Below are 18,546 nucleotides of genomic sequence, written 5' to 3' on the forward strand. Positions count from 1 at the left end.
CGGGGTGTGTCACTCGTCGTCGTTGCCGTCGAACGGGTTCTCGACCAGCGCGTTGCTGTGGCTGGCGGAGTTGTGCGGCAGCAGGCGCTCGGCCTCGACGTTCACGAAGACCTGGTCCATCGGACGTCTCCTCTCTGTCGGGTGCCCGGGTGACCGGGCTCGGTCGTTCGACCTCCACCAACCTAATCTGGAATGACAACCATTTTCAATACTTTCCTGGTGGTGATCCAGCGCACTTCGCCGGACACGCCGTAGACGTCCTTCAGCAACGCCGCGTCCACCACCTCGGCCGGCGCGCCGTCGACGTGCACCAGGCCGTCGAGCAGGGCCACCACGCGGTCGGAGTAGCGCGCCGCCTGGGCCAGGTCGTGCAGGACCGCGACGACGGTGAGGCCGCGTTCCCGTTGCAGGGCGCGGACGAGCTCCAGCACGTCGATCTGGTGGCGCACGTCCAGGAACGTCGTCGGCTCGTCGAGCAGCAGCACCGGGGCGTCCTGGGCCAGGGCGAGCGCGAGCCGCACCCGTTGCCGCTGACCGCCGGACAGCCGCTCCAGCGGCACGTCGGCCCACTGCGCGACCCCGGTGCAGCGCAACGCCTCCCGCACCTGGTCGTCGTCGGTGTCGCCGAGCATCCCGAGCGCACCGCGGGCCGCGTACCGGCCCTGGCGCACGAACTGCCGCACGGTCAGCCCGCGCACCACGGGCGTCGCCTGCGGCAGCACCGCCAGGCGGCGGGCCACCTCCCGGCGCGACAACGACCCCAGCGGGTCCGGACCTGTGTGGACGGTCCCCCCGGTCGGGCGCAGCAGTCCCGCGAGCACCCTCAGCAGCGTGGTCTTGCCGCTGCCGTTGCGGCCCAGCAGGCTCACCCACTCCCCCGGCTCCACGGCCAGGTCCACCCCCCTGAGCACGACGTGCTCACCGAACCGCACGTGCACCCCTTCCGCGCGCAGCGCTGTCACCCGATCCCTCCCGTCCTCCGCGCGACCGCCACCAGCACCACCGCGCCGATCAGGGCGGTGATCGCCCCCGCCGGCACCCCCACGAGCTGCCCCACCGCGTCCGCCGCCGCCACCGAGACCGCCCCGGCCAACGCGGACGCGGGCACCGCCCAGCGGTGCACCGGCCCGACCAACCACCGCGCGGCGTGCGGGGCGAGCAGCCCGACGAACGCGGTCGCGCCCACCGCCGCGACCGCCGCCGACGTCGCCACCGCGGCGAGCAGCAGCACCGCGCTGCGCCACGGCACGACCGCCAGGCCCACCGCGTGCGCGTGGTCGTCGTCCACGGCCAGCACGTCCAGCACACCGCCCAGCGCCGTCGCGACGACCAGCACGGCCACCAGCACCGGCCACAGCGGCGCCAGGTGCTCCCAGGTCCGGCCGACCAGCGAGCCCAGCAGCCACCGCGACACCGCCCCGGCCAGCTGCGGCCGCGCGGTGAGCAGCAGCAGCGTCGTGCCGACCAGCACCGCGGACACCACCACGCCGCGCACCGCGACGTCGCCGGAGGTCCCGATCACCACCCACAGCACCCCGCCGCCGACCACGCCGCCCACCAGCGCGGCGGCGGCCATCGGCACGGGCTGCGCGGCGGCGCCGCCGACGACCGACGCGACCACCGCGCCCAGCACCGCGCCCGACCCGACACCGGTGATCTCCGGCGAGGCCAGCTGGTTGCGCACCCCCGCCTGGAGCAGCGCGCCCGAGACGCCCAGGCACGCCCCCGCGCACAGCCCGACCAGCAGCCGCGGCGCGCGCAGCTCCAGCACCACGGCGCGGGCGCGCTCGTCGTCGCCGAACAGCGCGCCGAGCGTGGCCCCGGTGGCCCCGATGCCGAGGTGCGCCAGCGAGGCGGCCAGCAGCAGCACCGCCAGCCCGCCGAGCACCAGCGGAGCACCCGGGCGCGTCACCGCGCACCCACCCGTCCCGACCGGGTCCTCCCCCGGGCCAGCAGGCCGACGGCGACCGCCGCGAACGCGGTCAACCCGCCCACCGGCAGTTCGACCGGGTAGAGCGCGGTCCGCGCCACCAGGTCGGCCGCGACCACGAGCAGGGCGCCCAGGAAGGCGGTCGCCGCGACCCCGGTCGCCGCCGTGGCCGACCCCGCGGTCAGGCGCTCGGCCAGCCGCGGCGCGAAGAACCCGACCCACGCGACCGGCCCGGCGGGACCGACCACCACCGCGACCAGCAGCGAGGCCACCGCGAGCACGGCCACCCGCGCCCGCCCCGGCCGCAGCCCGGCCGACCACGCCTCCTCGTCGCCCAGCCGCAGCAGCCGGACCCGGGGCAGCACCAGCACCACCGCGGGCACCGCGAGCGCCAGCCCCACCGCGACCGGGCCGAGCGTCGGCCACGTCGTCCCGGTCAGCGACCCGAGCAGGTAGCGGACCAGCACCCCCTGCTCGCGCGAGTCGGTCGCGGCGGTGGCGGCGAGCATCACCGCCTGGCACGCCGAGCTGACCGCCGCCCCGATCAGCAGCACCGCGGCCGGCGAGGTCGCCCCGCGCACCGCCAGCAGCGTCACCCCGCCGCCGACCAGCGCCCCGACCAGGGCGGGCGTCAGCGGCGCGCCGACCACGGTCACCCCGAACGCCACGCAGGTCCCCACCGCCGCCGCGGCGCCGCCGGCCACGCCCAGCAGCTCGGGCACGGCCAGCGGGTTGCGCAACGACGTCTGCAACAGCAGCCCCGCCACGCCCAGGCACGCCCCGGCGACCGCGCCGAGCAGCAGCCGGGGCGCGCGCAGCTGCCACACCAGCACGTGCTCCAGCTCGGTCCCGGGGAACCACACCACCGGCTGCCCGAGCGCCAGCGACAACAGCACGACGACGACCGCGACGGCCGTCAGCGACCTCAAGCCGGGACCTCGGCCAGCGCCTCGTCCACCACCGCGGTGAGGCTGCGCAGCCCGCGCCCGGCGCCCCACAGCTTGGCGTGCACCTCGTGCACCTGCCCCGACGCCACCGCCGGCACCTGCCGCCACACGGGGTTGTCGGCCAACTGGCTGCTCAGCGTCCTGTCCTCGGACGAGAACAGCAGCGAGTAGACGAACACCACGTCCGGTTGCCGGGCCAGCAGCTCCTCCACGCTGTAGTTGGAGGCGGTGTCGGTGTCGCCGCCCTTGGCGGGGAAGGGGTAGTCGAACAGCTGGTCCAGCAGGTGGCCCTTGAGCGAGGAGGCGGTGTCCACCCCGATCGCGTCCACGCTGCCGTACATCAGCAGGATCTTCCTGGCCGCCTGGCCGTTGTCGCGGGTCCGGGCGACGGCGTCGGCGAGGTGGCCGCGGAAGGTCTCCTCCGCGCGCACGGCCTCGTCGGTGCGGCCGGTGAGCGCGCCCAGGGCGCGCAGGTAGCCGACGGACTCCTCCCAGGTGGCGGGCTCGGCCAGCCACAGCGGGGCGAACCCCTCGATCGCGGGGCGGAGCGCGTCGTGCACCCCGGGCAGCCCGATGACCAGGTCCGGTTCGAGCCCGGCGATCGCCTCCACGTCCTCGCTGCCGAACGTGCCGGGCACGACGGGCACGGCCGCGCCCGCGTCGCCGAGCAGCGCCGGGTGGGTGATCAGCGCGGGGTTGCTGGTGCCCACCGGCGTCAGCCCGAGGTCGACCACGAGGTCGTCGCACAGGCCGTTGAGGCAGACGATGCGCTCGGGCGGCTCGGCCAGGGTGACCCGCTGCCCGTGCGGGTCGGTCACGGTCAGCGAGGCGGTGAGCGGTTCGGCGGCCCGCACGACCGAGGTCACGACGGTGTCCTCCGCCTGCGGCGAGGCGGTGGCGCAGGCGGAGAGGAGCAGCAGTCCGGCGGCGGCCGGCGCGACGAGCTTCACGCGACCTCACCGACCCAGGAGAGCAGGGTGGCGGCGTCGCGGCGGAACGCGTCGGGGTCGTCGTCCTGGACGAACTCCAGCAGCACGTGCCGCTCGGCGCCGTCCCCGGCGAGCAGGGCGAGGACCGGCCGCCACAGGTCGGCGCGGTCGGCCAGCGGCAGGCGCTCGGTGAAGCCGTCCGCCCCCCACGAGAACGCGTGCACCGCGGCCAACCCGGGCAGCAGGGCGGTCACGTCGGCCAGGCACTCCCGCACGTCGGGCTCCTCCCGGGGCTGCCAGTGGCCGACCAGTCCGGGCACGTCGCGCCGCAGCCGGAGGGCGGAGTCGAGCGTGTCGGTCAGCGAGGAGACGTGGTGCTCGACGGTCACCGCGACCCCGCCTTCGGCCGCCAGGCGGGCGCACCGCCGCAGGTCGTCGGTGATGGCCTCGCGCTCCGCCGGACCGGTCTCGGCCGAACCGCGCACCCCGGCCCACACCCGGATCCGCGGCGCGCCCAACGCCCCGGCGGCGGCCAGCGCGCGGTCGAAGTCGGCGGGCTCGCTGTCACCGGCCTTGTAGTAGGAGCCGTAGGTGCCCACGGTCAGGCCGCGCTCGCGGCACAGCCGGGCGGCGCGGGCGGCCCCGACCGGGTCGCCGGGCGGCACGTGGACGTCGGCGCCCCACTCGACCACCCCCAACCCGGCCCCGGCGGCGAGGTCGACGACCTCCTCGACCGTCCTGCCCCGGAAGGTGACCGAAGCCAATCCTGCGGTGATCATCTGAGCCCTTCACTCGTGCGGGTGAGGACCCATACTTACCTGAAGATGAGAACGATTATCAAGAGCATGTCCGCCGGACGATCCTTCGACTTGACGTAGTCGCGCCGATCGCCCCAGGCCGGCACTCCACCCGATCGTGTGGTCGACGCGTGGATCCACAGCGCCGCCGGCGGCCGTAGTGCGTTGATACTGCTCCGGGTGCGGAGGGTCCCGGAGCGACGCGGTGCACAGCGGTGGCCCACCCGCGAGGCGGCGGCCGCGCTCCGGGATGTAACAAAATCTTCCGAACGACGGACCGACAGTTGGATACGGTGTTGCTTTGCCGCCGAACGGGTGGCTTGGAAGGGACGGCACGTGAACGAGTTCGAGGTCAGGACCGAGCCCGGTCTGGTGGACCTGACCGGAGTGCCCCTCGACGCGCTCAGCTCGCTGGACCGCTCGGCGCTGGCGCCCTCGGTGGCCAAACTGCTGTCGCAGGTCGACCGGGCCGGCAGCACCGTCGGTGGCTACAACTCCTAGCGGCACGCGTTGAACACGCTCACCTACCACCGGATCGCCCCGCCGCAGCTCGACCGGCTCGCCGTCGGCGACGGCGGCACCGGGATAGACCTGCTCGTGGACGCCGAACGCAGCCGCCGCCTGCTGGCGCTCCAGGTGCTGCTCGACCGCTCGCGGCACGACGTCGCGCTCACCGCGCCGCTGCCCCCGGTGGACGAAGCGTGGCGGCTTCTGGTCGAGGCGCACCGCACCGCGCCGGAGCGGGTCACCCCGCTGCTCGGCCACCCGCACGTCGGGGTGTGGACCGGTCACCTCCTGGGCAGGCTGCGCGGCAAGGTCGACCACCCGTCACCGCTGTGGTTCCACCTGGGGCAGTTCCACGCGCTGGCGGCCGCAGCGGCCATCGCGGCCGGTCTGCGCTTCCGGGTGCCGGTCCCGTTCTGGAACGGCGTGGCGGTCCTGCCCGGCCTGGGTTCCGCGCACCTGCCCGCCACCGGGTGGACGCACGCCGACGTGGTCTCCGACGCGGCGGGCACGCGGGTGGAGGCCCCGGACGGCCGCGCGGTCGTGCGGATCGGGGCGCGGGACGACCCCGGGTGGCGGCCCCTCCGCGTCTTCCGGGCTCCCGGGGAGCAGGGCGCCCTCTCGATCAGCATCGACGACGCGAGCCCCTACCGCGGCCTCCAGGTCCCGACCCCGGTGGAGTTGCTCAGCGACGCGGACGGCGACCGCTGGGTCGAACTGCTCGCGGGCGCCTGGCCGCTGCTCGTGCGGGACCACGCCGACCAGGCGCGGGAGATCGCCCGGGGCCTGTCGGTGATCATGCCACGCCCCCTGGTGCACCGGTTCCGGCCGCACAGCGCGTCGGTCGGCGAGGGGTTCGGCGCGGCGATCGTGGCCGAGCCGCACGACCCGGCGGAGCTGGCCGCGGTCCTGATCCACGAGTTCCAGCACAGCAAGCTGAACGCGATCCAGCACCTCGTGGAGCTGTGGGGCGACGACCCGACCCCCGACAGCTACGCGCCCTGGCGGGACGACCCCCGCCCCACCGGCGGCCTCACGCACGGCGTCTTCGCCTTCACCGCCCTGGCCGAGTTCTGGGCGGTGCACCGCGAACGGGTATCGGGGCGGGAAGGCGACCTGGCCGAGTTCGAGTTCGCCGTGTTGCGGATGCAGGCCACCCGGGGCCTCCAGGGCCTCAAGCACCGTCGACCGCTCACCGACCTGGGGCACCGGTTCGTCGCCGGGGTCGAGCGCAGGCTCCTCGCGCTGCGCCCGCTGGAGGTCCGGGCCGACCTGCTGCGGGCCGCGCGGCTCGCCGTGGTCGACCACCGGGTCGGCTGGCGGGCGTGCCACCTGGTGCCGGACCCGCGCGTGGTGCGGGAGGCGGCCGCGGCTTGGCGCAGGGGCGAACCAGCGCCGACGTCCATCGCCCGCTCCGTCGTCACCGCGCACCCCCGACCGCCCAAGCTCAACGTCAAGGGCGTGCTGGCCAGGCTGCTGCTGGCCGACCCCCGGGAGTTCGCCGCGGTCAGGGGGGCGCTGGACGAGCGCCAGGTCTTCCCCGACTCAGCGGCGGGCGACTTCGCGCTGGTGGCGGGAGAACACCGGGAAGCGGCCGAGCTGTACGCGGCCGAGCTGGCGCACGGGTCGGACCGACCGGGCGCGTGGTCCGGCCTCGGGCTGGCGCTGTGGCTGCGTGAACCGGGCCCGGCAGCCACCGCCCTGCTGCGGCGGCCGGAGTTCGTGCGCGCGGTGCACCGGCTCGTGGTCGACACCACCGGCGTCCCGCCGCGTGCGGGTGACCTGGCCCGGTGGCTCGGTTCGGCGCCCTAGCGGTGCCCGAACAGGTGGGAACACCGGACCGGTCGGAACACCGGGGTCTTCACAGGGGCAGCGGGTCGATGTCGCAGTTGGCCCGCCCCTCCGGGTCGCTGAGCACGGTGATCACCGGGTGCCGCGGTCCCAGCCTCGCCCGCAGGCCGCGCAACGCGTCCCGGCGCAGTTCCGCGGCGTCCTCCGCGGTGGCGAACACGCGCTGGTCCTGGGCCAGGTTGGCGCGGCAGACCAGCGTGGTGGGGTGGTCAGCGCCGAGCGTCGCGACGGCCCGGCCCAGGGCCGCCGCACCCACCTCGTAGGCCGCCCACAGGTCGCCGGCGGCGTGCAGGTCGCTGGCGAGGTTGATCGCGGTGGCGATCGACGAGGGGTGGTCCTCGCCGAGCCGCTCCCGGAAGCTCGACGCGGTGGCGCGGTCCAGCTCCAGCGCGCCGGCCACGTCTCCGGTCAGCCGCTTCACCGTCGCGACGTTCACGGCGGCGGCGAGGGTGTGCGGGTGCGTCGGGCCCAGCACGCGCCGGTAGCTCTCGAACGCGTCGTCGGCCATCCTCGCCCCGGTCGGCAGGTCCACCTCCCGCAGGTCGATGGACCGGCTGAGCTTCGCCGCCAGCGTGTCGGGGTGGTCGGGGCCGTAGCGGAGCAGGAACCCCTCCAACGCCTCGTCGACCGCCTCCAGCGCGCCCTCGTGGTCCCCCGCCTTGCGGCGCGACACCGCGAGCTGCCGCAGCGCCAGCAGCAGGGCCGGGTTGGTCGGCCCGTGCAGGCGGCGGTAGGTCGCGACGATGGCCTCCAACGACGACCGCGCGCCCAGGTAGTCGCCCGCCTCGCGCCGGTCGATCGCCAGCCCGACCTCGGTCATCAACGCCAGGACGTGCTGCCGGTCGAACGTCTCGATCTTCTGCCGCCACGTGTCGGCGTCCAGCGCGTAGGCCGCCCGGAACTCGCCCGCCAGGCGCAGGCTCACGCCCAGGTTGTGCGCCGCGTTCAGGGTGATCGCCTCGTCGACGTCGGAGGAGTCCCGGCAGATCCGGTGGTTCCGCCTGTCCAGCCTGAGCGCCCCGGCGAAGTCGCCGCCGGCGCGCCTGTCCCCGGCGACCGCGTTCACCGCCTGGATGGTCATCTCGTGCGCTTCACCGCCGGTGCGGTGGCACAGCTCCAGCAGGGTCGCGTTGAGCCGCGAGGCTTCGCCGAACCGGCCGAGGACCCACCACACGAAGCCGAGCCACAGCCCCATCCACAGGGTGTCCGGGTGCTCCGGACCGAGCCGCGCGGACCAGCCCCGGTACAGCACCTCGGCCAGTTCCGCGCTCTGCTCCGGCTCGCCCCAGCGGTGCAGGAACGTCACCTGGTTGCGGTGGAACGCGCGCACGGAGCCGTCGTCGCACTCGGTCGCGCCCGAGGCGAACAGGTGGGCGTTCAGCTCGACGTAGAGCGGCCAGTGCTCCAGGTCCTCGGGTTCCCCCGGGTCCCCGGCCGCGATCACCAGGTGCGCGACGTGGCGGATCTCGGTTCGTTCGCGCTCGTCCATGCGGCTGATCAGGGCCGCCTGCACCAGCCGGTGCACGTCCAGGGAGAAGGTGCTCCGGTCGAAGCGCGCCAACCCGTACCGGCCGACCTCCCGGAACGCCTCGCTCAACCGCATCCGGTCCCGCAGCAGCCCCTGGAGCTCCGGCGGCGCGGCGATGTGGCCGCCCCGGGCGAACAGCGCCCGGGGCACCGGCTGCGGCGCCAGGAACGCGCACACCTGGAGCAGCCGCAGGGCGGGCAGGTTGTCGCGGCGCAGCTGCTCCAGCGACAGCGTCCACGCGGCGGCGACGCTGAGCGGGTACTCGCGGTGGGGCGCCAGGTCCGCGAGCTCCGAGCGCCGCTGGTCGAGCAGCCGCAGGTACTTGTCCGCCGACGTGCCGGTGCTGCGGCGCCAGGTGGCCGCCTGCATCAGCGCCAGGGGCAGGTCGCCCAGCGCGTCGGCCAGCCGGTCGGCGTCGCCCTCGGGGAGGGTGGCGTCGTGCTGCCGCAGCAGCGCGGTGCTCTCGCGCCGGCGGAAGACGCCCACGTCCACCACGTGCGCGGTGTCGCCCCAGCCCGCGTGCCGCGAGGTGATCAGCACCGAGCCGGAGGTGCCGCGAGGCAGGTACGGCTCCAGGTCCTCGGCGCCGGTCGCGTTGTCGAAGATGAGCAGCCAGTTCCCCGGCACCCGGTGCGGGCCGACGCCCCGCAGGGCGTCCAGCACGGGTTGGACGGCGCCGCGCGCGCCGTCGCTGAGGGAGATGCCGAGCCGCCGCCCCAGCTTCAGCAGGGCGTTGACGATCTGCACCCGGCGCGACGCCGGGATCCAGCAGATCACGTCGTGGTCCCGCTCGTGCCGGTGGGCGTACTCGATGGCGACGTGGGACTTGCCGACCCCGCCCGTCCCGTGCAGGACCACGGTCGCGGTCGTCCCGCCGCCGGGCGCCAGGCGCGTGCGCAGGTCCGCCAGCAGGTCGTCCCGGCTGGTGAACGCCGGGTTCCGGCCCGGCACGTCCACGACCAGCGGCACCCTCTCCCGCTCGGCCGGGCCGGCGGGAACCGCGTGCCGGTGCCCCGGGCCGGCGGGCAGCCCCTCCGGGGTCCTGCCGAGCAGCGCGCCGAGCCGGTGCGCCTGCGGCTGGTGCGCCCCGGACAACGCCTGGAGCACCGCCAGCTCGGCCTCGAAGAAGTGCGCGGTCGCCGGGGAGACGTCCTCCGTGCGCACCTCGCCGCGCGCCGCGCGGGCGGTGTAGCCGAGCAGGTCGGGGATGCGCTCGCCCAGGTGCGCGTGCACGTAGCGGCGGACGCGGGCGGTGGTGGCGCGCCTGCCGTGGGCCAGCAGCTCGGACCGGACACCGGCCACGAAGTCGTAGACGACGCCGCCGGCGCCCACCGGCGAACCGGCGGTCACCGGCACCACGAGCGGGCTGGCGAGCAGTTCCGCCTGGTGCTCCAGCTCGGCCGTCGACACGCTGGTCCGGATCAACGACATCAGGTCGGGGTCCAGCGGCGACGCGGCCAGGTGGACCGCCAGGGTGAACGCGGTCGGCGACGCCGCCGCCTGGAAGTCGGCCACCAGCCGGGCGGCCGAGGCGCGTTCGGCCGGCGGCCCCTCGGTTCGGTCCGGCCGCGCGGGCACGAGCACGGCGCCCAGCGCCATCGGCCCCGGCGCGCCCGCCGTCATGCGGCTCCAGCGGTCCAGCGCGGCCGAGCCGAGCTCCAGCACGCAGACCGGCATCGCGTCGTCGAGGCCGTCGAACACCCCGGGCGCCTCCGCCTGCGGTGTCCACTCCAGCCGGGAATTGGCCGCGCCGGGGGCGGATGAGCGGATCAGCAGCCGGTGGATCTCCAGCCCCATGCGGTTGGCGACGGACCAGGGCAGCAGGTGCACGAGCGCGACCGGGTGCGCCGTCCCCCAGAGCCGCAGCACCGCCGACGCGGTCCCGTCCCGCCACATGTCGGCCACCCCGTCGGTGACGACGAGGACGACCCGGCGCCGCGCCGCGTCCACCAGTTCCGCGACGTGCCGGCGCGGTGCGCCCCGGCCCGTGCCGCGCAGCGCCGGCACGCCGTCGGGTCCGGGGCCCAGCCGGCGCACCCGCACGTCGCGGAACGCCCCCAGCCTGGTCAGGGTGGCGACCAGGTTGTCCACGTCGTGGGCCCAGAACCCGACCGAGGCGCTGTCGTCCACGACCACGACCACGTCCCAGCGCAGCTCCCGCACCGGCCGGTAGACGGGCAGCCACCGCTGGTCGCCCGCGGCCCGGGTGGCGGTGGCGTCCTCGTCGAACTCCTGGTCCCGGTCCGACCACGTCACCTGCTTGAGCGGGCGCAGCGCGCGGAAGACGCGACGGCCGACGGTGACCCGCCCGACGCGGCGCGGCCGGTGCGCACCGCCGCGACCCGGCCCCACCGGGTCCGGCTCGGGCCGGGGCTCGTCCCCGTCCGGGTCGGTCCCGTCCCCGTCGACGTCCCAGTCGACCAGCCGCCACGCCGCGGGCCCCGGCTCCGACCGCTCCCCCCGGCGGTGCGGCCCGGCCGCCGCGTCGGTCGGCGCGGGTTCGGCGGCGGCTCCCCCGTGCTCGGCCGGCCCGCCGACCGCCCGGCCCCTGCGCCGGCGCAGGGCCAGCCACAGCGCGTCGGCGATCTCGCGGGCGAACAGCTCGCTGTCGGGGCGCACGGTCACTCCCTGGCGGAGAGCTGGTGCCAGACGGTGTTCACGACCTCGTCGAGCGACCGGCGACCCGCGACCGTCAGCGGGCTCGACCGCACCAGGTGGACCGCGTTGAGGAGCTGGTCGGCCGCCATGACGCCGGTGCGGCGGCGCTCCTCGAACATCGCGATCAGCTCCTCGGTGAGCCCGGCCTCGTGCTCGGGGAAGTGGGCGGCCACCATCGCGGCCAGCCTGTCCGGCGTCGGCTGGGGCAGGGTGAGCTCGATGCAGCGCCGGAGGAAGGCGGGCGGGAAGTCGCGCTCGCCGTTGCTGGTGATCACGGTCAGGGGGAAGGCGTGGCACTGCACCCGCCCGTCGACCACCCGCGCCCGGCCGTCCGGGTCGTGGGTGTGCACGACCACCTCGGGCGTGCGGTCGCGGACCCGCACCAGCTCCGGGATGGGGAACTCGCCCTCCTCGAAGATGCCGAGCAGGTCGTTGGGCAGGTCGAAGTCGCCCTTGTCCATCTCGTCGATCAGCAGGACCCTCGGCAACCGGTACGGCAGCATCGCCGTGCCCAGCGGTCCCAGGTGCACGAAGTTGCCGATGTCGCTGTTCTCGTGCATGGCCATCGCCTGCGCCCGGCCGAACGCGTCGTAGCCGAAGAGCCCGGACTCCAGCCTGGTGCGGCTGGTCACCTGCCACCTCAGCACCCGGCCGAGCGCCAGCTCGTGGGCGATGGAGTAGGCGAGGCTGGACTTGCCCGACCCCGGCGGGCCGGTGATGAGCAGCGGACGGGCCAGCGTGATGGCCGCGTTCACGCCGCTGAGCAGGTCGAAGTCGCGGGTCAGGTCGAGCGGGACGAGGCCCAGCCGCCGTTCGGACTCGCGCGGGTCGACCGCGGGCACCGGCAGGTCCGGCTCACCGGAGAAACGACGCCACGGCGGCGGCTCCGGCCACTCGGCGGCCAGCAGGTCCACATCGACCGGCACCCCGGACCCGCGGTACACCCACCAGTCCGGCGCGTCCGGTTCCGGACCGGCGGATAAGTGGGCCGGGCCGGCGTCGTCCCGTTCCGTCAATTCGACCGCCCCTCCGCGCGCCACCACGACCCCGGTGGTTCCGGAACCCGATCGGCGTCGTCCCACAGTAGGGCAAAGCTGTGCCCCGGGTGGTGCGCCTCGTGGTTCCCCCCGCCGCGCAGGGCCGCGCGGCGCAGTTCCCGCACGCGCAGCGGCAACTGCCCGATCCCGCCCTCTCCCAACACCGATTCCACGGCGTCCCGGAAGAAGTCGCTGGAACAGTCCCGGCGGTCCCACAATATCGCCGGTATTCCAGCCCGGAACGCCATCGACACCTCGCGCCACGCGACGCTGTTCCGGTCGCCCGGCGGTTCGCTCAGCACCATCGACACGATGCGCTCGTCCGCGCTCAACTCGGTCGCCAACCTGGTGAAGTGCTCGTCGTCCCCGCCGGGCGCGCTGCGGTACGAGCGGACGTCCGCCGAGCTCGTCGCGATCGCGCTCCAGCGCCGTCGCCACGCGAACCGGTGGCGGGCGGCGCGCATCCGGTCCAGGCTGCGCAGGACGACCGGGTGGTCGATCGCCAGCGGCACCCGGTCGACCGACATGGACGACTTGCGCCAGAACTCCACCGGCGTGTTCAGCAGCTCCCACGGCAGCACGAACTCCAGGTGGATGTCCTGGGCGTGGACGTCGTCGGCGAGCACGCCCAGCTCCGTCTCCAGCTCGCCGACCAGCCGGTCCACCTCCACCTCGACCTCGGTCAGCCGCACCTCGACGTCGCCCTGGCGGCGGGGGCGCCAGCCGTTGACGTCCCACTGCCACCAGTACGACAGCATCAGCACCTCCTCGTCGAGCGGGTCCGGGTCCAGCTGGATCACCAGGTAGGCGTTCGCGGACCGGTGGGCGGCCGCCGGCGCCGGGTACCACTCGGCCTGGTCGACGTGGCCGGGCAGCTGGAACCTCGCGGCCCAGTCCCGCCACCAGCCGTGGCACTTCTCCGCCACGGCGGGGTCGTCGACGCTCTCGGCCAGGCAGGCGAGGAACAGCACGGCGGGCGGCGGCGACCCGGCCACCGCGTTCGCCCCGGCCAGGTGCAGGAACGCCGTCCACGCGGACCGGCAGCGCGACGGCAGGGGCCCGCCCCGGCCCCTGAGCGCCTTGTGGGCCAGCTCGCGCAGCCAGCGCAGCTCCTCGCGCTCACCGTCGGCCAGCCGCAGCGCGCCCAGCACGCCGCGCAGGTCCTCCCAGTCGTCCGAGGGCAGCGCGGCGTAGGCGTCCCACTCGTCGCACAGCAGGACCATCTCCGCCAGCTGCGGCGTCAGCGGGTCGAGCACGGACACCCCGTCGATCAGCACGCGCAGCCCGTCCGGCAGCTTGCCGCACCGCCCCACGAGGTCGACGAACTGGAGCCGCGGCGCGGTCCCCCGCAGCACGAGCACGTCGCCGAACGAGTCCGTCAGGACCTCGACGAGCATTTCGCGACCGGATTCGCCGTGCAGGACGGGACAGCGCACGAGGGCTTCCACCATTTCCCGCTTGATCCTGGCCTGAACACCACCACCGCGAGCGGGAAGCACCAAGACCCCGTCCCCCTCACCCGACCCGAGGTCGCGCACCGACAGCGGAAGTCGTTCCACCGGCTCACGTTCGAGCGAGTGGCTTGAGATGTTCCCCGGATCGCGCGATCCCGGCAAGTCACCGGCTCGCCGGTGTCCGGATCGCAATGACGCGCGTGCCGATGACGAATGCGTAGTCGCACAATTGCGGACCGATCCGGAACGCGAGCCGTTGTCGTCCGGGGTCCGGCCGCGCCGGAAAGGCACCCGTCCCGGAACGGGCGTCAGAGCCGCGGCACGGTCGTCAGAGCTCCGGCACGGTCCACTGCGCCGTGGCGGTGGCCACCAGCACGTCACCCGGCCCGTAGATCGAGGTCACCGTGGCCGCCACCGGTCCGACCCGCTGCACCTGCCGCGCGACCACCACGTGCCGCTCACCCGGCACCGGCGGCGACACCAGGTCGGCGGCCATCCTGGTCAGCGTCATCGGCTCGTCGGTCGCCCAGCTCGCCGGGCAGTCCAGCGCCGCCCACAGCACCTCCGGCGAGGTCTCCACCGGCGTCCACGTGCAGGCCACCTCGTTCTCCCCCACCAGCCCCGGCGCCAGCAGCAACCCGTCGAGGCGGTCGTGCCCGCACGCGAAGCACGTCGGCGACGGGTGCGCGTCGAAGCCCGCGAAGGACTCCGCCGCCCGCTCGGCCTCCAGCACCCCCACCGGCGGCAGCACCGGCACGGGGTCGGGGCTGGCCACCATCGTGGCCACCACCTGCTCCCCGAACACCAGCACCGCCTGGTCCGGGCTGATCTCCAGGTGCAGCGGCTGCTCCAGCGGCACCGGCAGCAGCAGCGACACCACCGGTGTGCCGTCCACCGGACCCACCGACGAGGCCAGCACCCCGCACGTGTAGCCACCGTGCGCGGTGTCCGGCGCGCCGCTGAAACGCGCCGGGACCACCACTCCGCTCTCCGCGATCACACCTCTAACAGTGCCCCGGAACGGGCCTCGCCAACCCCGGTCGGTTCCCACCAGCCCCGGCCGATCGGTCGGCCCTGGTCGGCCCGGTGGCCCCGGCCGGCTCCGGCCGGCCCCGGTCAGCCCCGTTCGACCAGGTGACCCACCACGTCCGGACCGGGGTGGGCGTGCCCCGAGCCGTCCCGGCGCTCGTCGACGGCGGGCAGCTCCACCGGCGACCCGTTCTCCGCCGCACCCGCCGGCCTCGGCCCGACCCACGCCAGCGCCAGCCCGTCCTCGTCCTTCAGGAACCGCTGCGCCCGCACCCCGCCGGTCGCCCGGCCCTTCGCCGGGTAGACCGAGAACGGCGTCACCTTCACGCTCCGCCCCGTCGACGTCACGACCATCGGCTCACCGTGCTCGTCGTCGTCCGTCCGCACCGCGCCGAAGAACACCACCCGCGCGCCCGAGGCCAGGTTGATGCCCGCCATGCCGCCACCCCGCAGGCCCTGCGGGCGCACCAGCGACGCCGGGTAGCGCAGCAGCGAGGCGTCCGAGGACACGAACACCAACGACTCCTCGGCACCGCCCAACCAGGTCGCGCCGACCACCTCGTCACCCTCCTTGAGGGTGATCACCTCGAACTCGTCCGACCGCACCGGCCACTCCGGCGAGCACACCTTCACCGTGCCCGACCGCGTGCCCAGCGCCAGCCCCGGCGACTCCCCGGGGATCACCGGCGCGATCCCGACGACCCGCTCCCCGGCCACCAGGTCGACCAGCTCACCGGCCGCCATGCCGCCGCTCAGCGACACCGTGCCGCTCTGCTCCGGCAGCACCGGCAGCGGCAGCACGTCCGTCTTGAACGCCCGGCCCCGGTTCGTCACCAGCAGCACCTGCCCGCGCGCGGTCGTGTGCACCACCGCCGCCACCGCGTCGTGCCGGACCCGGCCGCTGCGCCGCCGCGCCTCGCTCGCCTCCTCCGACTCCGCCGCCGTGCGCGCCACCAGGCCCGTCGCCGACAGCACCACCTGGCACGGGTCGTCCGCGACCTCCAGCGGCCCGGCCGGCCTCGACGCCGCCAGCACCTCCTTCAGGTCGCCGCCCAGCAGCACCGTCCGCCGCTCCCGACCCAGGTCCTTGACCACCCGGCCCAGCTCGGCGGACACCAGCCGGCGCAGCACCCGCTCGTCGTCCAGGATCTTGCTCAGCTCCGCGATCTCGCCGCGCAGCTTCTCCTGCTCCGCCTCCAGCTCCAGCGAGTCGTAGCGGGTCAACCGGCGCAGCGGCGTGTCCAGGATGTAGGTCGCCTGCACCTCCGACAGCGTGAACCGCTTGACCAGGCCCTCCTTGGCCGCCGCCGCGTCCTCGCTGCCCCGGATCAACCGGATCACCTTGTCGATGTCCAGCAGCGCCTTCAACAGGCCCTCGACCAGGTGCAACCGCTCCTCGCGCCGCCGCCGCCGGTACCGGGTCCGCCGCGTCACCACCTCGTACCGGTGCCGGAGGAACACCTCCAGCAGCGCCTTCAGCCCCAGCGTCCGCGGTTGACCGTCCACCAGCACCAGGTTGTTGATGCCGAACGACTGCTCCATCGGCGTGAGCCGGTACAGGTCGGCCAGCAGCGCCTGCGGGTTCACCCCGACCTTGCACTCGATGACCACCCGGATGCCGTTCTCCCGGTCGGTCAGGTCCTTGACGTCGGCGATCCCGGTGAGCCGCTTCGACTTCGTCACCTCGTCGGTGATCTTCTCGATGATCTTCTCCGGGCCCACCCCGTACGGCAGCTCGGTGATCGTGATCGCCTGCCGCCCCCGGCTGCCCTCCAGCGGCCCGGTCTCCACCCTGGCGCGCATCCGCACCACCCCGCGCCCGGTCTCGTACGCCTTGCGCACCTCGTCCAGCCCGAGCAGCACCCCACCCGTCGGCAGGTCGGGGCCCGGCACGAACCCCATCAGCTCGTCCAGCGTGGCGTCCGGGTGCGTCACCAGGTGCCGCGCGGCCGCCACGACCTCGCCCAGGTTGTGCGGGATCATGTTCGTCGCCATCCCGACCGCGATCCCCGACGTGCCGTTGACCAGCAGGTTCGGGAAGGCGGCCGGCAGCACCGACGGCTCCTCCAGCGAGCCGTCGTAGTTGGGCCGGAAGTCGACCGTCTCCTCGGCCAGCTCCCCGACCAGCAACATCGCGGCGGGCGACATGCGGGCCTCGGTGTAGCGCGACGCGGCCGGGCCGTCGTCCGGACTCCCGAAATTTCCGTGCCCGTCGACCAGCGGCGTGTTCAGCGAGAAGTCCTGGGCCAAACGGACCATCGCGTCGTAGATGGCCGTGTCACCGTGGGGGTGGTACTTGCCCATGCAGTTGTGCACCACGAGCCCGCTCACGACGAACGCGTGCTCCTCGGTGTCGACCTGGATGTCGTAGGTCGTGTCCGGTGCGACCGGCTCCACCGACTCGACGGTCAGGAACGCCAAGCCGTGCAGCGCCTCCAGCCGATCGGCCAGCGGCGATCCGATCCGCCGCAGTTTGTCGACCCACCCGTCCCGGAAAGCGCGGCCGAGCGGGAACAGGCGTTCGTCCAGCGTCTTGCCGTTGCGGTCCTTGCCGTAACGCACGGGGGTGTTGGACGACCCGGACAAGGAGGCGCGGAACGCCATCCCCTCGGTGTCGCGGAACCGACCACCGCCGACGTGCGCGGCGGAGAACTCCTCGGTCACCGGCCGGTACGGCAGGCGGTCGGTCCCCTGCTCGCCGCCGTACCGGTACCCGAGCCCGATGACCTGCCGCAGGCCGTCCTGCTTGTAACCGATCTTCGACCACGGCAGCAGCGCCAGCGACAGCGTCGCCGCGTCGCGCCCGGACACCGACAGACCCATCAGCCGCTTCGACCCGTTCCGCTGCTGGGACCAGTGGTGGCCGTGGATGCCGCAGTCGGCGAGCATCGCGTGCGCCTGTTCGACCAGCCGCCGGCTCGTGCTGGTGAAGACGATCTCGCGGTTCCTCCTGCGGACGTGGCCGTCGCCGTCGAACAGACCCGCCAGGAAGGGGGCCCAGGCCGACCTGTCCCCCAGCACGCTCGCGGGCACCTCCTTGACGTCGCTGTGCGGGGTGGCGACCTCCAGGAGGTCGTCGTGCCGGGCGAACGTGAGGATGTGCTGGTCCCGGTGCTTCGGGTCCTTCGCCTCACGCTTGCCGCGCGACACCGTCACGCCGTTGGCGATGGCCCAGCCGTGGGCCACGTCGAGGGGCTCCACGTCGCACATGTGGAGCCGGACCCGGCCGTCGCTCTCCCGGTTCCGGTCCACGGCGAAGCCCTCGGCGACCAGGAGGCCGAGCACGTAGGGGTAGGCGTCCCGGTCCGCGTCGAGGAGGTGCGCGTGGCGGGCGGTGCCGAATCCGACGGTCCGCTTGCCCGCCAGGTCGCGGGCGTCCGTCCACCCGACCCCCAGGTCGTCATCCACCGTGCGGAAGCGCTGACCGGGCGTGACGAGCATGGTGTGGCCGTCGGACCAGGTGACCCTGACCAGTTCCGACACCGGGTTCTCGTACACGGCGTTGACGGCGACCGGCTCACCACCGCCGTCCAGGACCAGGTCGCCCACCTCGATCTCCTCGATCGGGCGCAGTCCGGCCGGGGTCGAGACGAGGGCGCCGCGCACGAAGCAGTCGCCCACCACGCGCGACGACTTCACGTACGGGCTCGTCGGCCGGTGCCCCTGCTCGTTCATCGAGAACAGGATCCGCCGGTGCACCGGCTTCAGGCCGTCCCGCGCGTCGGGCAGGGCGCGGGAGTGGATGACCGAGTACGCGTACTCCAGGTAGGAGTCCTCGATCTCGGTGGTGAGCGAGTTGTCGAAGACCTGGGCGCCGGCGCGGTCGAAGGCGGACGGGTCGACCCGGGTGACGGGGGTCTTGCGGCGTGCCATGGCTGGGCG

At 74.5% G+C, this 18,546-nt stretch carries 13 protein-coding genes; 2 read left to right on the top strand and 11 right to left on the bottom strand.

The window, feature by feature from the left end; all coding sequences use genetic code 11:
* Window positions 1–9: 9 nt before the first annotated feature.
* From amiA to Q5530_RS00765, 6 genes are all read right to left on the bottom strand, one after another.
* Window positions 10–120, bottom strand: a complete 111-nt coding sequence (amiA, locus tag Q5530_RS00740) for a streptamidine family RiPP (protein WP_380637182.1) — start codon at window positions 118–120, stop codon at window positions 10–12.
* Between the two features lie 62 nt (window positions 121–182).
* Window positions 183–962 carry an ABC transporter ATP-binding protein gene (locus Q5530_RS00745; RefSeq protein WP_415359974.1) on the bottom strand — a complete coding sequence of 260 codons (780 nt, stop codon included), beginning with the start codon at window positions 960–962 and terminating at the stop codon, window positions 183–185.
* Window positions 959–1,912: a FecCD family ABC transporter permease gene (locus Q5530_RS00750; protein ID WP_415359975.1), complete on the bottom strand. Its 954-nt coding sequence runs from the start codon at window positions 1,910–1,912 to the stop codon at window positions 959–961. Before Q5530_RS00750 ends, Q5530_RS00745 begins: the two co-directional genes overlap by 4 nt.
* Window positions 1,909–2,859: a FecCD family ABC transporter permease gene (locus tag Q5530_RS00755; protein ID WP_415359976.1), complete on the bottom strand. Its 951-nt coding sequence runs from the start codon at window positions 2,857–2,859 to the stop codon at window positions 1,909–1,911. Before Q5530_RS00755 ends, Q5530_RS00750 begins: the two co-directional genes overlap by 4 nt.
* Window positions 2,856–3,827: an ABC transporter substrate-binding protein gene (locus Q5530_RS00760; protein ID WP_415359977.1), complete on the bottom strand. Its 972-nt coding sequence runs from the start codon at window positions 3,825–3,827 to the stop codon at window positions 2,856–2,858. Before Q5530_RS00760 ends, Q5530_RS00755 begins: the two co-directional genes overlap by 4 nt.
* A complete protein-coding gene (locus tag Q5530_RS00765) occupies window positions 3,824–4,585 on the bottom strand; it encodes a sugar phosphate isomerase/epimerase family protein (protein WP_415359978.1) in 762 nt (253 codons plus the stop codon). Before Q5530_RS00765 ends, Q5530_RS00760 begins: the two co-directional genes overlap by 4 nt.
* Window positions 4,586–4,939: 354 nt before the next feature.
* Between Q5530_RS00765 and Q5530_RS00770 the strand changes: the two genes are divergently transcribed.
* Window positions 4,940–5,104: a hypothetical protein gene (locus tag Q5530_RS00770; RefSeq protein ID WP_415359979.1), complete on the top strand. Its 165-nt coding sequence runs from the start codon at window positions 4,940–4,942 to the stop codon at window positions 5,102–5,104.
* Between the two features lie 9 nt (window positions 5,105–5,113).
* Window positions 5,114–6,919, top strand: coding sequence for an HEXXH motif domain-containing protein (locus tag Q5530_RS00775; protein WP_415359980.1), 1,806 nt, complete (start codon window positions 5,114–5,116; stop codon window positions 6,917–6,919).
* A gap of 49 nt (window positions 6,920–6,968) precedes the next feature.
* Here Q5530_RS00775 and fxsT read toward each other — a convergent pair whose 3' ends face one another.
* From fxsT to Q5530_RS00800, 5 genes are all read right to left on the bottom strand, one after another.
* Window positions 6,969–11,105: an FxSxx-COOH system tetratricopeptide repeat protein gene (fxsT, locus tag Q5530_RS00780; protein ID WP_415359981.1), complete on the bottom strand. Its 4,137-nt coding sequence runs from the start codon at window positions 11,103–11,105 to the stop codon at window positions 6,969–6,971.
* A 2-nt stretch (window positions 11,106–11,107) separates the two neighbouring features.
* Window positions 11,108–12,070, bottom strand: coding sequence for an AAA family ATPase (locus tag Q5530_RS00785; RefSeq protein ID WP_415359982.1), 963 nt, complete (start codon window positions 12,068–12,070; stop codon window positions 11,108–11,110).
* 86 nt (window positions 12,071–12,156) lie between these two features.
* Window positions 12,157–13,632 carry an effector-associated domain 2-containing protein gene (locus tag Q5530_RS00790; RefSeq protein ID WP_415359983.1) on the bottom strand — a complete coding sequence of 492 codons (1,476 nt, stop codon included), beginning with the start codon at window positions 13,630–13,632 and terminating at the stop codon, window positions 12,157–12,159.
* Window positions 13,633–13,963: 331 nt separating this feature from the next.
* Window positions 13,964–14,635, bottom strand: a complete 672-nt coding sequence (locus Q5530_RS00795; RefSeq protein ID WP_415359984.1) for a hypothetical protein — start codon at window positions 14,633–14,635, stop codon at window positions 13,964–13,966.
* 116 nt (window positions 14,636–14,751) lie between these two features.
* Window positions 14,752–18,537 (bottom strand): DNA topoisomerase (ATP-hydrolyzing), encoded by a 3,786-nt coding sequence (locus Q5530_RS00800; protein ID WP_415359985.1) that lies wholly within the window; start codon window positions 18,535–18,537, stop codon window positions 14,752–14,754.
* Window positions 18,538–18,546: the final 9 nt, after the last annotated feature.

It is taken from the genome of Saccharothrix sp. BKS2 (assembly GCF_047689505.1).
GTDB classification, from domain to species: domain Bacteria; phylum Actinomycetota; class Actinomycetes; order Mycobacteriales; family Pseudonocardiaceae; genus Actinosynnema; species Actinosynnema lopnurensis.